General features: G+C 39.4%; 22 protein-coding genes and 1 tRNA gene. 2 read left to right on the forward strand and 21 right to left on the reverse strand.

From position 1 onward, the window contains the following. Nucleotides 1-34: 34 nt before the first annotated feature. From rplX to QNI22_RS09745, 18 genes are all read right to left on the reverse strand, one after another. Nucleotides 35-385 carry a 50S ribosomal protein L24 gene (gene rplX / locus QNI22_RS09660; RefSeq protein ID WP_314510439.1) on the reverse strand — a complete coding sequence of 117 codons (351 nt, stop codon included), beginning with the start codon at nucleotides 383-385 and terminating at the stop codon, nucleotides 35-37. 25 nt (nucleotides 386-410) lie between these two features. Further along, nucleotides 411-779 carry a 50S ribosomal protein L14 gene (rplN, locus tag QNI22_RS09665; protein WP_313975469.1) on the reverse strand — a complete coding sequence of 123 codons (369 nt, stop codon included), beginning with the start codon at nucleotides 777-779 and terminating at the stop codon, nucleotides 411-413. 1 nt (nucleotide 780) lies between these two features. Continuing rightward, nucleotides 781-1050, reverse strand: coding sequence for a 30S ribosomal protein S17 (rpsQ, locus tag QNI22_RS09670; protein WP_313975471.1), 270 nt, complete (start codon nucleotides 1048-1050; stop codon nucleotides 781-783). 10 nt (nucleotides 1051-1060) lie between these two features. Further along, nucleotides 1061-1261, reverse strand: coding sequence for a 50S ribosomal protein L29 (gene rpmC, locus QNI22_RS09675; RefSeq protein ID WP_314510440.1), 201 nt, complete (start codon nucleotides 1259-1261; stop codon nucleotides 1061-1063). After that, the gene (gene rplP, locus QNI22_RS09680; RefSeq protein ID WP_313975475.1) at nucleotides 1258-1683 is read right to left on the reverse strand and encodes a 50S ribosomal protein L16; all 426 of its coding nucleotides are present in this window, start codon (nucleotides 1681-1683) and stop codon (nucleotides 1258-1260) included. Before rplP ends, rpmC begins: the two co-directional genes overlap by 4 nt. A 41-nt stretch (nucleotides 1684-1724) precedes the next feature. Next, the gene (rpsC, locus tag QNI22_RS09685) at nucleotides 1725-2534 is read right to left on the reverse strand and encodes a 30S ribosomal protein S3 (protein ID WP_314510441.1); all 810 of its coding nucleotides are present in this window, start codon (nucleotides 2532-2534) and stop codon (nucleotides 1725-1727) included. An 8-nt stretch (nucleotides 2535-2542) separates the two neighbouring features. Next, nucleotides 2543-2929 carry a 50S ribosomal protein L22 gene (gene rplV / locus QNI22_RS09690; RefSeq protein WP_313975479.1) on the reverse strand — a complete coding sequence of 129 codons (387 nt, stop codon included), beginning with the start codon at nucleotides 2927-2929 and terminating at the stop codon, nucleotides 2543-2545. Between the two features lie 2 nt (nucleotides 2930-2931). Then, nucleotides 2932-3210, reverse strand: a complete 279-nt coding sequence (gene rpsS, locus QNI22_RS09695) for a 30S ribosomal protein S19 (RefSeq protein WP_313975481.1) — start codon at nucleotides 3208-3210, stop codon at nucleotides 2932-2934. Between the two features lie 49 nt (nucleotides 3211-3259). Continuing rightward, the gene (gene rplB, locus QNI22_RS09700) at nucleotides 3260-4081 is read right to left on the reverse strand and encodes a 50S ribosomal protein L2 (RefSeq protein WP_313975482.1); all 822 of its coding nucleotides are present in this window, start codon (nucleotides 4079-4081) and stop codon (nucleotides 3260-3262) included. Nucleotides 4082-4136: 55 nt separating this feature from the next. Then, complete coding sequence (gene rplW / locus QNI22_RS09705; protein ID WP_313975484.1) at nucleotides 4137-4424, reverse strand: 50S ribosomal protein L23; 288 nt, start codon at nucleotides 4422-4424, stop codon at nucleotides 4137-4139. A gap of 8 nt (nucleotides 4425-4432) precedes the next feature. Then, on the reverse strand, nucleotides 4433-5059 hold the full coding sequence (gene rplD, locus QNI22_RS09710) for a 50S ribosomal protein L4 (protein WP_314510442.1): 627 nt from the start codon (nucleotides 5057-5059) through the stop codon (nucleotides 4433-4435). Nucleotides 5060-5096: 37 nt separating this feature from the next. Continuing rightward, nucleotides 5097-5732 carry a 50S ribosomal protein L3 gene (rplC, locus tag QNI22_RS09715; protein ID WP_313975488.1) on the reverse strand — a complete coding sequence of 212 codons (636 nt, stop codon included), beginning with the start codon at nucleotides 5730-5732 and terminating at the stop codon, nucleotides 5097-5099. 276 nt (nucleotides 5733-6008) lie between these two features. Continuing rightward, complete coding sequence (rpsJ, locus tag QNI22_RS09720; RefSeq protein ID WP_313975490.1) at nucleotides 6009-6314, reverse strand: 30S ribosomal protein S10; 306 nt, start codon at nucleotides 6312-6314, stop codon at nucleotides 6009-6011. A gap of 126 nt (nucleotides 6315-6440) precedes the next feature. Beyond that, nucleotides 6441-8585, reverse strand: coding sequence for an elongation factor G (gene fusA / locus QNI22_RS09725; protein WP_314510443.1), 2145 nt, complete (start codon nucleotides 8583-8585; stop codon nucleotides 6441-6443). Nucleotides 8586-8736: 151 nt separating this feature from the next. Then, nucleotides 8737-9204 carry a 30S ribosomal protein S7 gene (gene rpsG / locus QNI22_RS09730; RefSeq protein WP_313975494.1) on the reverse strand — a complete coding sequence of 156 codons (468 nt, stop codon included), beginning with the start codon at nucleotides 9202-9204 and terminating at the stop codon, nucleotides 8737-8739. Nucleotides 9205-9355: 151 nt separating this feature from the next. Beyond that, the gene (gene rpsL / locus QNI22_RS09735; RefSeq protein WP_313975496.1) at nucleotides 9356-9772 is read right to left on the reverse strand and encodes a 30S ribosomal protein S12; all 417 of its coding nucleotides are present in this window, start codon (nucleotides 9770-9772) and stop codon (nucleotides 9356-9358) included. A gap of 361 nt (nucleotides 9773-10133) precedes the next feature. Then, nucleotides 10134-10622, reverse strand: coding sequence for a 5-(carboxyamino)imidazole ribonucleotide mutase (purE, locus tag QNI22_RS09740; RefSeq protein WP_313975498.1), 489 nt, complete (start codon nucleotides 10620-10622; stop codon nucleotides 10134-10136). 238 nt (nucleotides 10623-10860) lie between these two features. Further along, complete coding sequence (locus tag QNI22_RS09745) at nucleotides 10861-12003, reverse strand: 5-(carboxyamino)imidazole ribonucleotide synthase (RefSeq protein ID WP_314510580.1); 1143 nt, start codon at nucleotides 12001-12003, stop codon at nucleotides 10861-10863. A 200-nt stretch (nucleotides 12004-12203) separates the two neighbouring features. On the opposite strand from QNI22_RS09745, the gene QNI22_RS09750 reads away from it, so the two are divergent. Beyond that, nucleotides 12204-12277 (forward strand) — tRNA-Ala (locus tag QNI22_RS09750). Nucleotides 12278-12523: 246 nt separating this feature from the next. On the opposite strand, the gene QNI22_RS09755 is transcribed toward QNI22_RS09750, so the two are convergent. The 3 genes from QNI22_RS09755 to QNI22_RS09765 all read right to left on the reverse strand — a co-directional run bounded on the left by QNI22_RS09755 (nucleotide 12524) and on the right by QNI22_RS09765 (nucleotide 18048). After that, nucleotides 12524-13630 (reverse strand): acyltransferase family protein, encoded by a 1107-nt coding sequence (locus QNI22_RS09755; protein ID WP_314510444.1) that lies wholly within the window; start codon nucleotides 13628-13630, stop codon nucleotides 12524-12526. A 202-nt stretch (nucleotides 13631-13832) separates the two neighbouring features. Then, entirely contained in the window at nucleotides 13833-16628 is a 2796-nt protein-coding gene (locus QNI22_RS09760; protein ID WP_314510445.1) for a bifunctional aconitate hydratase 2/2-methylisocitrate dehydratase, read from the reverse strand. Nucleotides 16629-17064: 436 nt separating this feature from the next. Continuing rightward, on the reverse strand, nucleotides 17065-18048 hold the full coding sequence (locus tag QNI22_RS09765) for a leucine-rich repeat domain-containing protein (protein WP_314510446.1): 984 nt from the start codon (nucleotides 18046-18048) through the stop codon (nucleotides 17065-17067). 195 nt (nucleotides 18049-18243) lie between these two features. On the opposite strand from QNI22_RS09765, the gene QNI22_RS09770 reads away from it, so the two are divergent. After that, entirely contained in the window at nucleotides 18244-19002 is a 759-nt protein-coding gene (locus QNI22_RS09770) for a hypothetical protein (protein ID WP_314510447.1), read from the forward strand. Nucleotides 19003-19008 lie beyond the last annotated feature (6 nt).

A 19008-nucleotide genomic window follows, 5' to 3' on the forward strand; every position in this document is an offset into this window, starting at 1 on the left:
ATAATATAAATGCTTATCTATAGAATAGGATATATTAAAACTCCGCTTTAATAAGAGTTCCTGTCTTTTTGGCATATCTCTGCTTTTTACCTTTCTCGTCAAGTTTACGAGAAATACGGCTAGGCTTGCCAGTTGAAGGATCAACAACCATCAGGTTACTTACATGGATAGGAGCTTCTTTCTCAATAAATCCACCTTGAGGGTTTTCTGCAGAAGGCTTAACACTTCTTTTAACCAGATTTAAACCTTCAATAACTGCTTTTTGCTTTTCTCTGTCTACTGAAGTAATCTTCCCAGTCTTGCCCTTCTCATCTCCAGAAATTACAATTACAGTATCTCCTTTGCGAACATGCAGTTTTACTGTTGTTTTAGCTTTTGCTTTCATTTTATTATAAATGTATCAGAGTCAACTATAAAACTTCTGGTGCTAAGGAAACAATTTTCATAAATTGCTTCTCTCTTAATTCACGAGCGACAGGTCCAAAGATACGGGTTCCGCGTGGTTCATCGTTGTTGTTCAACAAAACAGCCGCATTATCTTCAAATCGAATATAAGAACCATCTTTGCGACGAACTTCTTTTTTTGTCCGAACAACAACAGCTTTGGATATAGCGCCTTTCTTCAAGTTACTGGAAGATAAAGCTGTTTTAACAGTCACGACAATTTTATCGCCAACTGAAGCATATCTTTTACCTGTACCGCCTAAAACTCGGATTACCAGTACTTCTTTAGCACCACTGTTATCGGCTACTGTAAGCCGAGATTCTTGTTGTACCATGTTATTTTGCTTTTTCGATAATTTCTATAAGTCTCCAACGCTTATTTCTACTTAATGGACGAGTCTCCATTATTTTAACCGTATCACCAATGCCACACTCATTCTTTTCATCATGAGCCATCAGTGTGGTAGTTTTCTTCATGAACTTACCATACTTAGGGTGTTTCACCTTACGCTCAATTGCTACGGTAATGGACTTATCCATCTTATCACTTACGACACGCCCGATTCTTTCTTTTCTGGCATTTCTTTGTAATTGCTGTTGCTCCATCTTTTCTTGGTTATTTAGAGTTTGCAATTTGTCTTGCTCTTAATTCTGTATTCAGCTGAGCAATCAGTCTGCGTGAAGCGCGGATACGCGCCGGATTTTCAATAGGAGTAATTGCGTGTGCAAATTTTAATTTTTGCAGCGTTGCAGCTTCAGAACTGATACGGCTTTGCAATTCTTCTATACTTAATGATTTGATATCCTGATTTTTCATTGTCCTTCAACGTAATCTCTACGTACAATAAATTTAGTTTTAATAGGCAACTTTTGTGCAGCTAATCTCAATGCCTCTTGTCCTATTTCACGGCTAACACCAGTTATCTCAAAAAGGATAGTACCGGGCTTAACTACTGCTACCCAATATTCTGGGGCTCCTTTACCTTTACCCATCCGAACTTCAGCAGGCTTCTTGGTAATAGGTTTATCTGGGAATATGCGAATCCAAACTTGACCTTCCCGTTTCATTGTACGGGACATAGAGATACGGGCTGCTTCAATCTGACGAGCTGTGATCCAACCTGGTTCAAGAGACTTCACGGCAAATGATCCAAAAGAAATCTCATGACCACGAGTAGCAAGACCACGCACCCGGCCCTTCTGCATTTTTCTAAACTTGGTTCTTTTCGGCTGTAACATTTTCTTTCTATTTATTAGGATTCAGTAAACTAACCGAATGCTTATCTACCAGAATTATTATTTTTCTTTTTCTTCTTACGTCTGTTAGCATCTCTATCACCACCTCTTTCACGGCGATCTCCGCGTTCGGAAGAATCACCACGACGATTTCCACGCTCTCCGCCAGATGTATTACCAGATGCAGCAGCTGCACTACCATATGTAGCATTAGGAGATAAATCACGCTTTCCGAAAACTTCACCTTTGAAAACCCATACTTTGATACCGATTTTTCCATATACGGTCAAAGCTTCAGAAATTGCATAATCAATATCAGCACGTAGTGTATGCAAAGGAACACGACCTTCTTTGTATTCTTCAGTACGAGCCATCTCTGCACCTGCCAGACGACCAGACAAACGAACTTTGATGCCTTGAGCGCCTACTCTCATAGCCAATGCAATCGCTTGTTTCATTGCACGACGATAAGAAATACGAGCTTCCAATTGTTGAGCGATTGATTCACCCACTAATTTTGCATCTAATTCAGGTCTTTTTATTTCAAAAATATTGATCTGAACGTCTTTTCCAGTCAGTTTTTTCAGCTCTTCTTTTACTCTTTCAACCTCAATACCATTCTTCCCAATAACAACACCTGGACGAGCAGTATTGATAGTTAATGTAATACGCTTGAGTGTACGTTCAATAACTACTCTTGCAATACCTCCCTTAGGAAAACGAGCCAATACATATTTGCGTATTTTCTCATCTTCTACTAATTTCTCAGCAAAGTTTTTTCCACCGTACCAATTAGAATCCCATCCTTTAACGATGCCTAGGCGAAAGCCTGTTGGATTAACTTTTTGTCCCATGCGTGTTATTATTCAGTTTCTTGTATTTTAGTTTCGTTAAGAGCTGCTGGATTCGTTTTAGAATCTAACACAAGTGTAATGTGATTAGACCGTTTACGAACACGATATCCCCGACCTTGAGGAGCAGGACGTAAGCGTTTAAGAACACGTCCACCATCTACAAATATCGTTTTGATATACAAATCAGCATCTTCTATTCTTTCTCCTTCATGAGATTGCTCCCAGTTAGCAATAGCAGACAGAAGTAACTGCTCAATGCGCTTTGATCCTGATTTAGAATCAAAACGAAGAATATTCAGTGCATCATTAACCCGTCTTCCTCTTACCATGTCTGCCACAAGTCTCATCTTACGAGGAGAGGTAGGTACATTTTTAAGTTTAGCTATCGCTTCCATTATTATTTTTTACCTTTATCTTTATTACCTGCGTGACCTCTGAAATTGCGAGTAGGTGCAAATTCACCTAACTTGTGACCAACCATATTTTCAGTCACATATACTGGAATAAACTTATTCCCATTATGTACAGCAAAAGTGTGACCTACAAAATCCGGAGAGATTGTTGAACGGCGAGCCCAAGTTTTAATAACAGCTTTTTTGCCAGACTTGGTCATGCCTTCAATTTTGGCTAACACCCGGAAATCAATATATGGCCCTTTTTTTATCGAACGTCCCATCTATGTAAAATGGATTATAATATGTATCAGATTTTAACCTTTTTTTCTTTTATTTCCGACGACTTACAATCAAGTCATTAGAATATTTTTTCGGTCTACGAGTCTTTTTACCTTTAGTATACAGACCTTTACGAGAGCGAGGGTGTCCACCGGATGCCCGACCTTCACCACCACCCATTGGGTGATCAACAGGGTTCATAGCAACACCACGTACACGAGGACGACGTCCTAACCAACGTTTACGGCCAGCTTTTCCATAGCTTACATTCATGTGATCTGCATTGGATACAGAACCTACAGTAGCAATACATGTAGCTAAAACCAGACGCATCTCACCGGAAGGCAATTTTAGTGTAGCATATTTTCCTTCGCGAGCAACCAACTGAGCATATGTACCGGCACTTCTAGCCATAGAACCACCTTTACCAGGCTGAAGCTCAATGTTATGAACAATAGTACCAAGAGGAATAGAAGAAAGAGGAAGTGCATTACCTACTTCAGGTGCAACACTTTTACCTGAAACGATGGTTTGTCCTACAACGATACCAGCAGGTGCCAGTATATATCTTTTTTCACCATCTGCATAGTTTACTAATGCAATACGAGCGGAACGATTTGGATCATACTCTACAGTTTCAACAGTAGCAGTAATATCAAACTTATCACGTTTAAAATCGATAATCCGATATTTACGCTTGTGTCCACCACCGATATATCGCATTGCACGGTGTCCGTTATCATTCCGACCACCTGTCCTTTTCAGGGTTTCAGTCAAAGACTTCTCAGGCTTGTCAGTAGTAATCTCCTCAAAAGAAGGAGCCATTCTGAACCGTTGTCCTGGAGTAATTGGTTTTAATTTCTTAACAGCCATTTTACTTATTTACTTTTAAACACGGATTATCGTGCCGTGCCACATAAGTTAATTATTAAATATCTCCGTAGAAGTCAATCACTTCTCCTGCAGCCAACGTTACGATTGCTTTCTTATAAGAAACTGTACGACCAGCAAGAACTTTAGATTGAGTAAAGCGAGTCTTTTCTTTACCAGCATAACGGATAGTTCTTACACCATTAACGTTAACGCCATAAGCACGCTCAATCGCCTTTTTAATCTCTATCTTATTAGCCTTTTTATCAACAACAAAGGTGTAAATACCTTTTTCAGTCAAGGCATTCGCCTTTTCAGTAATCAGAGGTCTTTTAATGATACTCATTTTTTGAGCTATTTAAGAAGTTCTTCAATTTTCACTAATGAACCTTCGCTTATCAATAAAAGATCCGCATTCATCAGTTCATATGTATTAAGTTGATTCGCCAGAATAACTTTAGATTTTGGCAAATTGCGACTTGATAAAACAACATTCTTATTTACTTCAGGAAGAACTAACAATGTTTTTTTATCTAGAGCAGACAAACTTTCCAGAATCTTAATATATTCTTTTGTCTTTGGCTGACTCAACGTAAAGTCTTCAACAACTGTAATTCCAGAATTAACAGCTTTGTAGCTTAATGCTGACTTTCTAGCCAACTCCTTAACTTTCTTGTTCAACTTAAAGCTATAATCACGAGGAACAGGTCCAAAAACACGACCACCATGACGATAAAGAGGGTTCTTAATACTTCCTTTACGAGAACCACCTGTACCTTTTTGCTTGTGAAGTTTACGGGTAGAACCATGAACCTCATTTCTTTGCTTTGCCTTATGGGTTCCCTGACGCTGATTAGCAAGATATTGCTTTACATCCAGGTAGATCGCATGATCATTTGGAGTTATGCCGAAGATCTCATCAACCAAGGCAATTTTTCTACCTGTCTCTTTACCCGAAATATTATATATTGATACTTCCATTGTTACTTACCTTTTTAGTACACACTTGATGTATGTATTAGATGATTTCTCTGTGATTATCAATGATGACAATAGAATTTTTAGCTCCAGGAACAGAACCACTGATCAAAACCAGATTTTTCTCTGGAATAACTCTCAAAACACGAAGATTTTGAACAGTTACACGATTACCACCTGTCCGACCAGCCATACGCAATCCTTTAAACACCCGAGCAGGGAAAGAACACGCACCGATAGAACCTGGATGGCGTTGGCGATTGTGCTGACCATGCGTACCCGCACCCACACCACTAAATCCATGTCTCTTTACAACACCTTGAAAACCTTTACCTTTAGAAGTGCCAACCACATCAACGAACTCACCTGCTTCACATACATCTCCAACCTGGATAGTATCGCCTAAAGAAACTTTTACTACAAAGTCTTTAAACTCAACAAGCTTGCGCTTAGGAGTTGTATTTGCCTTTTTAAAATGGCCTAACAATGGCTTGGCAGTGTTTTTTTCTTTCTTTTCTCCGAAAGCCAACTGTACTGCTTCATATCCATCAACCTCAATCGACTTTACTTGTGTAACCACACAAGGTCCTGCCTCAATTACTGTACACGCAACACTTTCACCCTCAGGTGTAAAGATGCTGGTCATTCCAATTTTTTTTCCTAAGATACCTGACATGATTGCTTAAAAACTTACGTGAATGTTTTAAAGCTTATGACTTGATTTTGACAACCAGCGGTCAGCTTTTGTAAAACGGACTGCAAAGGTAGAGGTTTATATTAAGAAAGCAAGCAATAGATCAAAAAAAATAAAGCGCTAGGCACTTTTTTTTCACTTTTGCCGTTTCCTGCCTCTTTCTTGGTTATCTATTGAAGGATAAACTTTAATATATCAAATAAAAAACCTGCTTCTGTTAGCAACAGAGGCAGGTTCTGCTTCTGACAAATAAGCTCGTCACACTTTAATTTCTACATCAACACCACTAGGTAATTCAAGTTTCATTAATGCGTCAACTGTCTTTGCACTGGAAGAATGAATATCAATCAAACGCTTGTATGTGCAAAGTTGAAATTGTTCACGCGATTTTTTGTTAACATGTGGTGAACGCAATACTGTAAATTTTTCTTTTTCAGTAGGCAACGGAATAGGACCGCTCACTACTGCTCCTGTAGACTTTACAGCTTTTACGATTCTTTCACATGACTTGTCTACCAAGCTATGATCGAATGATTTTAATTTAATCCGAATTTTCTGAGTCATTTTATTATTTGTTCAGGCGCTGATACACGTTTGACCAGCAGGTTTTGACTTTGAAAAGAAACTTATATACATAAAATAGACTACAAACTATTTTCTCAAACAATCTGTAGTCTATCCAATTTTACTTTACACTTTAGCTCCTTTAAGCTTTGCAATAACTGTTTCAGCCATGTTAGGAGGCAAAATCTCATAATGAGAGAATGTCAATGTTGCAGAAGCGCGACCAGAGGAAATAGTACGCAGATCAGTTACATATCCGAATAGTTCAGACAATGGAACGTCAGCTTTTACAATTTGAGCACCACCTTTGCTGTCCATACCTTTCATCAAACCACGACGACGGTTTAAGTCACCTGTTACAGGACCTGTAAACTCGTCAGGAGTAGTAACTTCTACACTCATGATTGGTTCAAGTAATTTAGGACCAGCTTGTTTAGCAGCTTCGCGGAAACCATCACGTGCAGCGATCTCGAAAGACAGTGAGTCGGAGTCAACTGCGTGGAAAGAACCATGGAACAAACGTACTTTCATACTATCAACAGGATATCCTGCCATAGGTCCGTTTTTCATAGCTTCTGCAAAACCTTTCTGAACTGCAGGAATAAATTCGCGAGGAATAGCACCACCAACGATTGCATTTACAAACTGGAAGCTTTCAGTTGGGTTAGCCGCTTTGAAATCTTCGTCTATTGGTCCGATTTCAAATACAATATCCGCAAATTTACCACGACCACCCGTTTGTTTCTTAAATACCTCACGGTGTTCGATAGTTTTGGTGATAGTTTCTTTGTAAGCAACCTGAGGAGCACCCTGATTGATTTCAACGTTAAATTCACGTCTCATCCGGTCAATGATGATTTCCAGGTGCAACTCACCCATACCCTTTAATACAGTCTGTCCAGTTTCCTGATCAGTCTCTACACGAAGTGTTGGATCTTCTTCTACCAGTTTAGTGATAGCGTTACTTAATTTATCAACATCAGCTTGTTTCTTAGGCTCAATAGCATATCCAATTACAGGCTCTGGGAAGCTCATAGACTCCAGAATGATAGGCTTGCTTTCATCAACCAGTGTATCACCAGTTTTGATATCTTTGAAACCAACACCTGCTGCGATATCACCTGCTTCTACCTTATCAATTGGATTCTGCTTGTTAGCATGCATCTGCATCAGACGAGAGATACGCTCTTTTTTACCAGTACGCATGTTCAATACATAAGAACCAGCATCCAGATATCCTGAATATACACGGAAGAATGCAAGACGACCTACATATGGATCTGTTGCAATTTTGAATGCTAATGCGGCAAATGGTCCATTTACATCTGGCTTTCTTTCTTCTTCTTGTCCTGAATCAGGATTTTCCCCCATAATTGCAGGCATATCTAATGGAGAAGGCAGATAGGCAATAACCGCATCCAGCATAGTTTGTACACCTTTGTTTTTGAAGGCAGAACCACACAATACAGGAGTGATTGTCATGTCGATAGTAGCTTTACGAATAGCCACCATCATTTCTTCACGTGTGATAGAGTTAGGATCATCAAAGAACTTCTCCATCAGATGGTCATCGTATTCAGCTACAGATTCAACCAGATATTGTCTCCACTCATCAGCAGTTTCAATCAGGTCTTCAGGAATATCAATGATTTTATATGTTTTACCTTTATCTGCTTCATTCCAGATGATACCTTTCATGATCAACAGGTCAACAACACCTTTAAATTGATCTTCAGCACCAATCGGAACTTGTAACGGAACAGGTTTAGCATTCAGTTTTTCTTTGATTTCTTTTACACAGTTAAAGAAATCTGCACCAGCACGATCCATCTTGTTTACGAAACAAAGACGTGGCACATGGTACTTGTTAGCCTGACGCCATACGGTTTCAGACTGAGGTTCTACACCTGATACGGCATCAAACAAAGCAACTGCACCATCCAATACACGCAGAGAACGCTCTACTTCTACAGTAAAGTCTACGTGACCAGGAGTATCAATCAGGTTAATCTCATATGTTTTTGTTATACCATCAAGAACCTCGCCCTGCTCTGTTGGATAATTCCATTGCGCGTGAGTAGCAGCAGAAGTAATGGTGATACCACGTTCCTGTTCCTGCACCATCCAGTCCATAGTTGCAGCGCCTTCGTGTACTTCACCTATTTTGTGAGTTCTTCCTGTGTAGTACAGAACACGCTCACTGGTAGTTGTTTTTCCGGCATCAATGTGCGCCATGATACCAATATTGCGCAGATATTTTAAGTCAGCCATAGTTTTACCTTGCGGTAATTACAGGTTTGATATATAAAAACGTTATTATTTATGTCAATAGCGGACACTTGCCCGCTATCAATAAGAATGTCATTTTACAGAAGCTTCCCTAAAGAAAAACCCTGTAAAACGACATATATATCGAAAGAAATTAAAACTTAAAGTGAGAGAACGCTTTGTTTGCATCCGCCATACGATGAGTATCATCTTTCTTTTTCACAGCAGCACCTTCGCCTTTAGACGCAGCAACAATCTCCCCTGCTAATCTTTCTGTCATTGTTTTCTCACCACGTTTACGTGCATAGGCGATCATCCATTTGATACCCAATGCCTGACGACGCTCAGGACGTACTTCTGTTGGAACCTGGAATGTAGCACCACCAACCCGACGACTGCGAACTTCTACAGTTGGCATAATATTATTCAACGCCTTTCTCCATACATCCAATCCATTTTCATTTGTACGACTAGCAACCAGATCAACTGCATCATAGAAGATAGAGTAAGCAATACTCTTCTTTCCTTCATACATCAATGAATTCACAAATTTGGTTACCAATACATCCTTAAATTTAGGATCAGGTAAAACGTAGCGCTTTTGAGGTTTAGACTTTCTCATAATTTCTCGTGTGTGTTACACAACGCTTCTCCGGCATATTGCCGAATACTCACGATTTTTAGTTAAAATAAAAGATTGATTTTTTATTAAATCGGACAAGGCCAAATAAATACTTATACTACCATCTAAAAGACAGACAGCACTACTTTACTTATTTTTTACCACCTTTTCCTTTTACTGGTTGTGCTGGCTGACCCGGTTTCGGACGTTTAGCACCGTACTTAGAACGACCTTGTTTACGGTTCTGAACACCAGCAGTATCCAACGCACCACGTACGATGTGATAACGAACACCTGGAAGATCTTTCACACGACCACCACGAATCAAAACGATAGAGTGCTCTTGTAGGTTATGTCCTTCTCCAGGGATGTAAGCGTTAACCTCTTTCTGATTTGTCAAACGCACACGAGCTACTTTACGCAAAGCAGAATTTGGTTTTTTTGGCGTCGTTGTATACACACGTGTACACACACCGCGACGCTGCGGACAGGAATCCAAAGCAGGAGATTTTGACTTAAACTCCAACTGTGTTCTTCCCTTACGTACTAACTGTTGAATAGTAGGCATTTATGTATTATTTTTTTACGTTTCTTAATACGTTTTTATTTTGGGAACGCAAAAGTAAAGTAAATAATCAAGATTGCAAAATTCTTTATATTTTTTTCAAGGGTCTATTTCCTTTGTGTCTCAGACAGAAACAATTGCTTATATACTCCTGTAATTGTGGTTTGATTATCGTCAGACTACTATACAGAATAAGCTTTCATATACAGCAACCATACACTCTATTCTCATAATAAAGCACTTTTGCCAGAGCAGACGCCATTCACCTCATTGTAAGGGATTTGGATTTTCTCTGATAGCTATAAAATAAAAAAGGCAGCACACATGTGCTACCCTTCAGAGCATTAGAGACTAAAACAGATATTTAAAACTGAGGTTGATTTAAGCGTTCATTCATCTTTTCAACTTTTCTTTTTAAATCATCTTTATACGCAGCTAAACGATTGGCTATTTTCTCATCAGAAACTCCCAGAATCTGAGCGGCAAGTATACCCGCGTTTTTTGCACCATCCAGTGCAACAGTAGCAACAGGTACTCCACCTGGCATTTGTAAAATGGATAAAATGGAATCCCATCCATCTGTAGAATGAGAAGATTTTACGGGCACTCCGATTACAGGAAGGGTTGTTAAAGAAGCAACCATACCTGGCAAATGAGCAGCACCACCGGCTCCTGCTACGATTACTTTTATTCCACGGCCACGTGCCGCTTGAGCATATTCAACCATACGCAAAGGTGTACGATGGGCTGAAACAATAGAAACTTCGTAAGGGATGGATAATTCCTGAAGAATATTGGCAGCATCAGACATTACCCGATAATCAGACTCACTGCCCATAATAATACCTACCATAGTTGGCTATAGATTAAAATAAAATATAAAGAAATTTGAGTGTGTATAGGTTTCGCTTCAAAGATAAAATCGCCTGCTAAGTACTGCTTTTTTTTCGTATCAAACAAGAAACTAAGACAAAATAAATATCTGACTAACAAACAGAAAGCAAAATAAAATTTCAAAAACATAAAATAGTTACAAAACAACTATCCTACTATCTGACATTAACCAAATAAGTCTATCATGAATACTGACTCTACTTGCTTATTACTTTCAGACCGTCACGGACTACCGAAACTTTATTCTGTAGAGAACTCAGGTTGATGTCCAGAATGGTTACATGTCCCATCTTTCTGAATGGCTTGGTAGTCTGCTTGCCATATAAATGAGGATATACACCTGCTATTTGCAAAACAGTTTCCATCCCTTCATAATATGCATCTCCGGTGTATCCTGCCTCACCAAGCAGATTTACCATAGCGGCAAGTGATTTTATGTGTGTACTTCCCAATGGCAAATCCAGAACGGCTCTGAGATGTTGTTCAAACTGGGAAGTATAATTGGCTTTGATAGTATGGTGTCCGCTGTTGTGTGGACGGGGAGCAGATTCATTTACCAAGACTTCTCCCTCTTTGGTCAAGAACATCTCAACAGCAAGTAAACCTACTATCTCCAACTTATCAGCCACTTTACGGGCTAATTGCTGAGCCTGTTCCTCTACCTCTACGGAAATCTGTGCAGGAGCAAACAGGTACTCTACCAGATTGTGTACCGGATGAAATACTAACTCCACCACTGGGAATGTTTCCATTTCGCCATTACTCCGACGTGCCACAATAACTGAAATTTCTTTCTCAAAATCGATAGCTTTTTCCAGCAGACCAGGTTCAGTAAAGGCTTTCCCCAGATCCTCAGCCGATTTTAAGCGCTGTACTCCTCTCCCATCGTATCCTGCTTTGCCCAATTTTTGAAATGCAGGAAGAAAGTCAACGTGTTTTGCTACGTCTTCAACTGTATCTGTCAGCACAAAATCAGGTGTTGGAATGTCGTGGTCTTTGTAGAATTGTTTTTGTACACGTTTGTCCTGAATGATTCGGATTACCTTAGGCTGAGGAAATACTTTCACTCCTTCGGCTTCCAGTTTTTCCAGTGCGTCTACATTGACGTGTTCAATTTCAATGGTAAGTACATCTACATTTTTTCCAAAAGCATAGACGGCGTCGAAATCCATCAGAGAACCCTGCACAAACTCATGGGCCAGATATTTGCAGGGGGCTTCCGCATCCGGGTCCATGATTTTGATATATGTATTTAAGTCGATAGAGGCTTGTATAAGCATGCGACCAAGCTGTCCTCCTCCGAGAATGCCTAGTTTAAATGTTTTACTAAACGGATTCATTGTATTTGTAGCTAGTGAGCTGGTGACAGTATCACCAGTAGAAGTCGTTAGTGTTTGAGTTCTTGCAGACAAAGGGATTATTTGGGGTCACAAAGGTATAGGATTTTATATTAGGAAAAGTATGTGATACAAAGAATAAAATATTTTGTCTACACTTTTCTTGCGTGCTATACTCCTGCGCCTATATTTGCAATCCGTTTGGGGTGTTAGCTCAGCTGGCTAGAGCGCTACAATGGCATTGTAGAGGTCATCGGTTCGACTCCGATACGCTCCACTAAACCCTCAGATCTTGTATGTTTTGAGGGTTTTTGCTTTAATAACTGCCAAAGTTGGTACTGTTTCGTTAAGATAAGTATGCTGTATCAAAAGTAATTTGATGACAAGTAGGAAGTCGATTCAACACTATAAAAAAGAATTAGTTAACTCCCAGACTTTCCTCCACCCATAAAGATAAATCTGATATACAATTAGTACTCCTGATTTTACCAATAGTTACCTCTTGATACCCCCTATTCCAATCCTACGTAAGCTTTTTGTGTAACCACCTGCGAATCGGCTCATCGTACCATTTCAAAGCGGCATAGGCTAAAATGATACTACCTGTTAAAATAAGTAAAGCATAGGGCCACACCTGCACAATTGTTATGCCTTTATGATTGCTGATCCAGGCAACATAAAAATAGACTAGCGGGTAATGTACCAGGTAAAGTGGATAAGATATATCACCTAAGAATTTGCATATTCTGTTTTCTCGTTGACTTTGAATTACCCCACTTGCACCAAGGTATACGATAAGCGGGAAAATGACGATAATACAAATAGAGTCATAAATTCCATTCATCCAGAGATGCTCAGCCCCGCCAATGCGGGGCATATAAAGTACTATAGCTACTAAAAGACTGCACCATAAAAAGGCGTTTTTAATTCGGATCGGCTTTGCTATCCGGGATAATAACAGACCAGCAAAGAAGGGATATATGGTACGGGTTAACCCAATTCGTACCTGTTCCATATTCAGCGTCCAGCCACCACTAACGTCGCCGTTTGTGATTGCCATATGGACAAGTGCGATAGCAGCGATGCCTACTAAGATACTCAATGCGGTGTTGGAAAATTTCCGAATCCCGATAGCATATAGAATGTTGGCAATGTATTCAAAGAACAGTGACCATCCCACGCTGTTCAATGGGTGCATCTCCTGCCAGCCACGTATATCAAGTGATAAGGGCACGGGCAGGATTGTATAACCGATCACCAGCACCAGCAGCATCTTCCAGATGGGAACGGTATGAATAAGAGGCCATAGGGTGGAATCTGTGAAATAGAATCCAATAGCGCCAAGGGTCATCCCCAAAACTACCATAGGCTGAAGACGGACAATACGGCGTTTGAAAAAGCTGCCAAGGGTCATCTTATTCCAGCGGTCGCCATATGCATAGCCCATCACAAAACCTGATAATAAAAAGAAAAAATCGACAGCCAGGTAACCATGATTGACCAGATTATCCAAATGGCCAGTGGCTAAAGGCTCAGCCAGGTGAAAGGTTACAACGATTATGGCTGCGACACCACGAAGGCCGTCTAATATGGGGTAGTGTGGCTTGGTGACTAACTCTGTATTGTTCATTAATAGAATCGGATATACACACTAGAAATAAATACTTGTGCAAAGTAAAAGCGAATAAACTATTGTCAAATTCGGACAACACCAGACCGCAAACTGGCAAAAAATAGCTAACATTCAATTAGCTGACTACAGTTTAATTGTTCATACCACATAAAAAAGGCTTCACTAATTAGTGAAGCCTTTTTTATGTCAAAAACCTTTATTAATAAGACAGCGTGTCTTTTGCAGTTGAAGTTAAATTCTTCAGAGGAGGTGCGAACTTAGTCAGATTGATACCAACAACTGCCGCTTTGTATTCCTCTATAGTAGGGATTCGTCCAAGGATTGAAGAAAGGACAACTACTGGTGTAGAGGCAAGAAGAGACTCTCCTTTTTTACGATCTGAATCTTCTACAACTCTTCCCTGGAAAAGACGAGTCGAGGTTGCCATTACAGTATCTCCTTTTGCTGCTTTTTCCTGGTTACCCATACAAAGATTACAGCCCGGACGTTCGAGATACATCATATTTTCATATTCGGTACGTGCTGTGTTTTTTGGTGCATTATCATTGAATTCAAAACCAGAATACTTTTGCAATATCTCCCAATCTCCCTCAGCCTGAAGTTCATCAATAATGTTGTATGTTGGAGCTGCCACTACAAGCGGTGCATGAAACTCAACTTTACCTTGTTGTTCTTCCAGATTCTTGAGCATTTGAGAGACAATTTTCAAATCTCCTTTATGCACCATACAAGATCCAACAAAACCTAGATCCACTTTTTTCTCGCCGCTATAGTAAGATAGTGCACGAATGGTATCGTGAGTATATCGCTTGGAAACGTCGTCATTATTCACATCTGGGTCGGCAATCATTGGTTCAGCAATTGCGTCCAGATCAATTACTACTTCCGCATAATATTTGGCATTCGCATCTGGAGTTAAAGCAGGTTTTTCGCCTGATTTAATCTCTGCAATTCTCTTATCTGCTCTGTTGATCAATCCCTGAAGAACCTGTCTGCTGTTATCCATACCTTTGTCGATCATGATCTGGATTCGGCCTTTTGCAATTTCCAGTGATTGAATCAGCGTGTCATCTTCAGAAATACAGATAGAAGCTTTTGCCTTCATCTCTGCTGTCCAGTCTGTGAATGTGAAAGCCTGGTCAGCAGGAAGGGTTCCAATGTGTACTTCAATAACTCTACCTTGGAAAACGTTCTCCCCGCCAAATTTCTGAAGCATCTGTGCTTGGGTAGCATGTACTACATCACGAAAATCCATATGATCCTTCATTTCGCCTTTGAAGGTTACTTTTACAGATTCCGGAATTGGCATGGATGCTTCACCAGTAGCTAGTGCTAACGCAACGGTACCTGAGTCAGCCCCAAAGGCAACCCCTTTCGACATTCTTGTGTGAGAGTCACCACCAATGATGATGGCCCACTCATCGACTGTGATATCGTTAAGCACCTTGTGAATTACATCCGTCATGGAATGATATTCGCCTTTCGGATCACGGGCAGTAATCAATCCAAACTCATTCATGAACTTCATAAGCTTTGGAATGTTTGCCTGTGCCTTCTTATCCCATACAGAGGCAGTATGACAACCAGATTGATAAGCACCATCTACAATTGGAGAAATCACGGTAGCTGCCATAGACTCGAGTTCCTGAGCGGTCATTAGTCCGGTTGTATCCTGAGAACCTACAATATTCACTTCTACACGAACATCCGAACCAGCGTGTAATACTTTACCTGGAGTAATACCAACAGCGTTTTTATTAAATATCTTCTCTACTGCTGTCAGACCTTGTCCCTCATTGGAAATCTCTTTTGACGGAGCAAATACAGGAGTTGGTTCTATACCTAAAATTTTTGCAGCAACTGTCTGGATTTTTTTACCAAATACGATGGCATATGATCCACCTGCTCTGATAAACTCTTTTTTCTGAGGCGTAAGTGCCTTAGAGATGTCAATCAGCTCCTTTTCACCATTATATAATTTCTTTGTCTTCGTATTGATTGTAAGAACAGTACCTGTAGCAACAGAGTATACTTGCTCAAGAATAGGCTCCCCATTTTCATTGCGAATAACTTTGCCATTCTCATCTACCTTCTTTACCCAGTTTTTGAGGTCAATACCAATTCCGCCAGTAACATCAACAGTAGTAAGGAAGATAGGAGAAATTCCATTTGTGCCACCTACAATAGGGGCAATATTCACAAACGGGACATAGGGACTTGCTTGTTTACCTGTCCATAGCGCCACGTTATTTACACCAGACATTCTGGATGAACCTACACCCATAGTGCCTTTCTCAGCGATCAGCATTATACTCTTGTCAGGATGTTGTGCCTGTAATGCTTTGATTTCGGCTTGTGCCTGAGGGGTGATCATGCATTTACCGTGTAGTTCACGGTCTGAGCGGGAATGCGCCTGGTTACCCGGAGACAGCAGATCGGTTGAGATGTCACCTTCACCAGCAATAAAAGTCACTATATGAATTTCTTCAGGTACTTCAGGTAACTTTGTAAAGAATTCAGCCTGTGCGTAACTTTCAAGTATCTCTCTAGCTATTGGATTGTCGTTTTTGAATGCTTCTTTCAAACGATCCGTGTCGGCATCATACAGGAATACCTGTGTTTTAAGGACTTCGGCAGCTTGTTTCGCTATAGTAGTATCATCACCCAAAGCCAGATCCAGCAACACTTCAATGGAAGGACCACCTTTCATGTGTCCTAATAATTCAAAAGCAAAAGCAGGTGAAATCTCTTCAACTATGGATGTACCCAGAATAATTTCTTTTAAGAACTTAGCTTTCACACCTGCCGCACTGGTAGTTCCCGGCAATACATTATAGATAAAAAAGCGGAGAGAATCTTTTCTGTGCGCATTATTGCGATCTTTTATTTGTGCAATGATCTCACTTAGCAATTCAGCACCATCAATCGGTTTTGGATGAAGATCCTGAACTTTTCTTTCTTCAATTTCTTTTAGGTATTCACTATAAATGCTCATAAATTTTCTTTTTAGTGCTAGTCCGCAAATGTAAATAATGTACACAATATTACCAGTGATCTACATAAGATTCCACTGTAATGTAGTACAATAGGCATTTTTGTATTAATTTTTCCTTTATCAACACTCCTGTTTTAGTCACTACGCACCTGCTTCCAGGCAAAATAGCCACTAGTCAAAACCCACATTTTGCAGTTTTTTGTTTTCCCTTTACAGATTGCCAGATTCAGTAATTATAGTTGTTTCGGGATAACAGGAATGTCCTATTGATAACTTAAAAATAGTAAAAGTAATTCCCGAATAGATGACTCGAAGATAGACAAACGTATGCCCTTCAGATGCTTGTAATCATGTAAATACGTTAACTAAACGTGTCAGGCATTGATTATCAGCATCTATTCTACACTGCTCAACTATTTACTTGCGAGGCCTTGGATCAGAAAGTAATCCGGCAATTTGGTAACCAGTTTTTTATAGAAGATTTAGCCTTTGCATTCAGTGGATTATCGGTAAGTATTAACTCCTTTAGATTAGTAAGTTGGGTAATTGATTCAGGAAGTTTAGTGAGCTTGTTTCCAGACAGATCTAATCGCTTCAGGTTAGTTAGTTCAGCATGCTTAGGCCAGGATGTAAGGTAATTGTGTTTCAAGTATAGTGTTTCAAGCTGTTTCAACAGATTGAAAGATTTCGGAAGCTCTGAAAGGAGATTGTAAGACAGATTTAAATAGGTAAGCTTGCTCAGATTACCTATACTTTCCGGTAGGCTTATAAGTTGATTGTCTGCTAACGCCAGCATCCCTAACTCTGTCAGAGAGCCCACTTGTTCGGGCAGTTCTCTGAGTTGATTTTTCACTAAAAACAATTTCTTCAGTTGGGTCAGTTTAGCAATATCGGTTGGTATAGCTGTCAGCAGATTATCTGAAAAGTAGAGTTCCTGAAGTGCAGAAAGATAATTGATAGGTTCAGGCCATTGTTCAAATTGGTTTTGAATAAGATCAAACTCAATTAAATTGTTTAATCTACCAAAGGAATCAGGCAAAGAATTCAGCTGATTTCGTTGCAGGTTTACTACTCGTAGTTGATTTAACTGACCAATGGCTTCAGGGAGGCTGGTAAGATTGTTTGTATCCAGACTTAACTCAGTAAGTAGTTTCATGTGTCTGATTCCCTCTGGTATACTACTCAGAGATTTATCAGAAAGTTTCAATTGGGTAGCACCCTGTACAAATAGAAGCTGAGCAACAGGCCGGGCTTTTTTCCGGGGATAGACCAGCCGATAAATCTTTTCAATTTCGTCAAGGTAGGGTTGTATAGTAATAGTTAGCGCCTGAGCAACTTGTAAGCCAATCTGGATATTGTCCGGCTGTCCGGATGCAAATAATCGATAGATGTTTTCTTCTTCAAAAAGAGTAACTGACATAGAATATTTTTAAAAGCTGGGTTTAAACGGATCAAATAGTAAACATAACTAATCAAGACACACTTCCTATAATTATCCAAGCATATTAGAAAAGTTTACATCAACATTTCAGAAAATAAAAAGACAATAGATGATATAATTTTTACCAAAGAATATCTTCAGCCAAGATATTAGAGGTGTCTGTTCAAATTAAGTATGAATAAATACGATATATTCTTTAATGAAGTAAAAGATCTCTCAATTCAGATCAATGCAGCGTCTATTAAAGATTTTGAAGGTGCTTCTGAGCAAGAAATAGTTGCATTGGAAAATGAGATCGATTTCTATTTTGATAGTAGTTTGAAAACATATCTCAAGCACTTTGGCAGAAAAATTAGGATTAAGGATTTTGATTTAATGCTATTTACCATGCAAGATATCTTGAAAGCAGAAAAAGCAGCAAAAGAGGACACTATTAAAGCAAAAATGAATGACAAAATAAGAGATGTTTTAGACGGGAAAGAGTATCTGACAAAGACTGATAAAATCTGTTTTATCAATCTTTTTGATGTAAACTATTATTTTACATTCATCAATTCCAAAGAAGAGAATCCCATTTTGTATGGTTGGGACGGAGCGCCAGAATCTTACAGTGATCGGTTAACCCTTACAGGCAATCTCAGATATGAGCTTTATATTAGCCTCTTATACAAATGTAATATAAGATTTCAGAAGGCAGATCATTTAGTAAAATATCAAAAGTATCCAGATGCAAGCCCTAACTATATTCATTTGGATGATTTGAAATGGTTGGATTTATTTAGAGAAAAAAACATTCCTGTCTACTCTGTCCATTCAGATTTACGTAATCTTAACGACAAGGTTAGGGAAATAGAAGTAAACGAAAATCGAATTATTGGCATCCAGGAATATGGCGAAGAATTTAAAAAATATATAAAGACTAAAATAACATAAGTAAAT

The organism is Xanthocytophaga agilis (genome assembly GCF_030068605.1).
Taxonomy (GTDB): domain Bacteria; phylum Bacteroidota; class Bacteroidia; order Cytophagales; family 172606-1; genus Xanthocytophaga; species Xanthocytophaga agilis.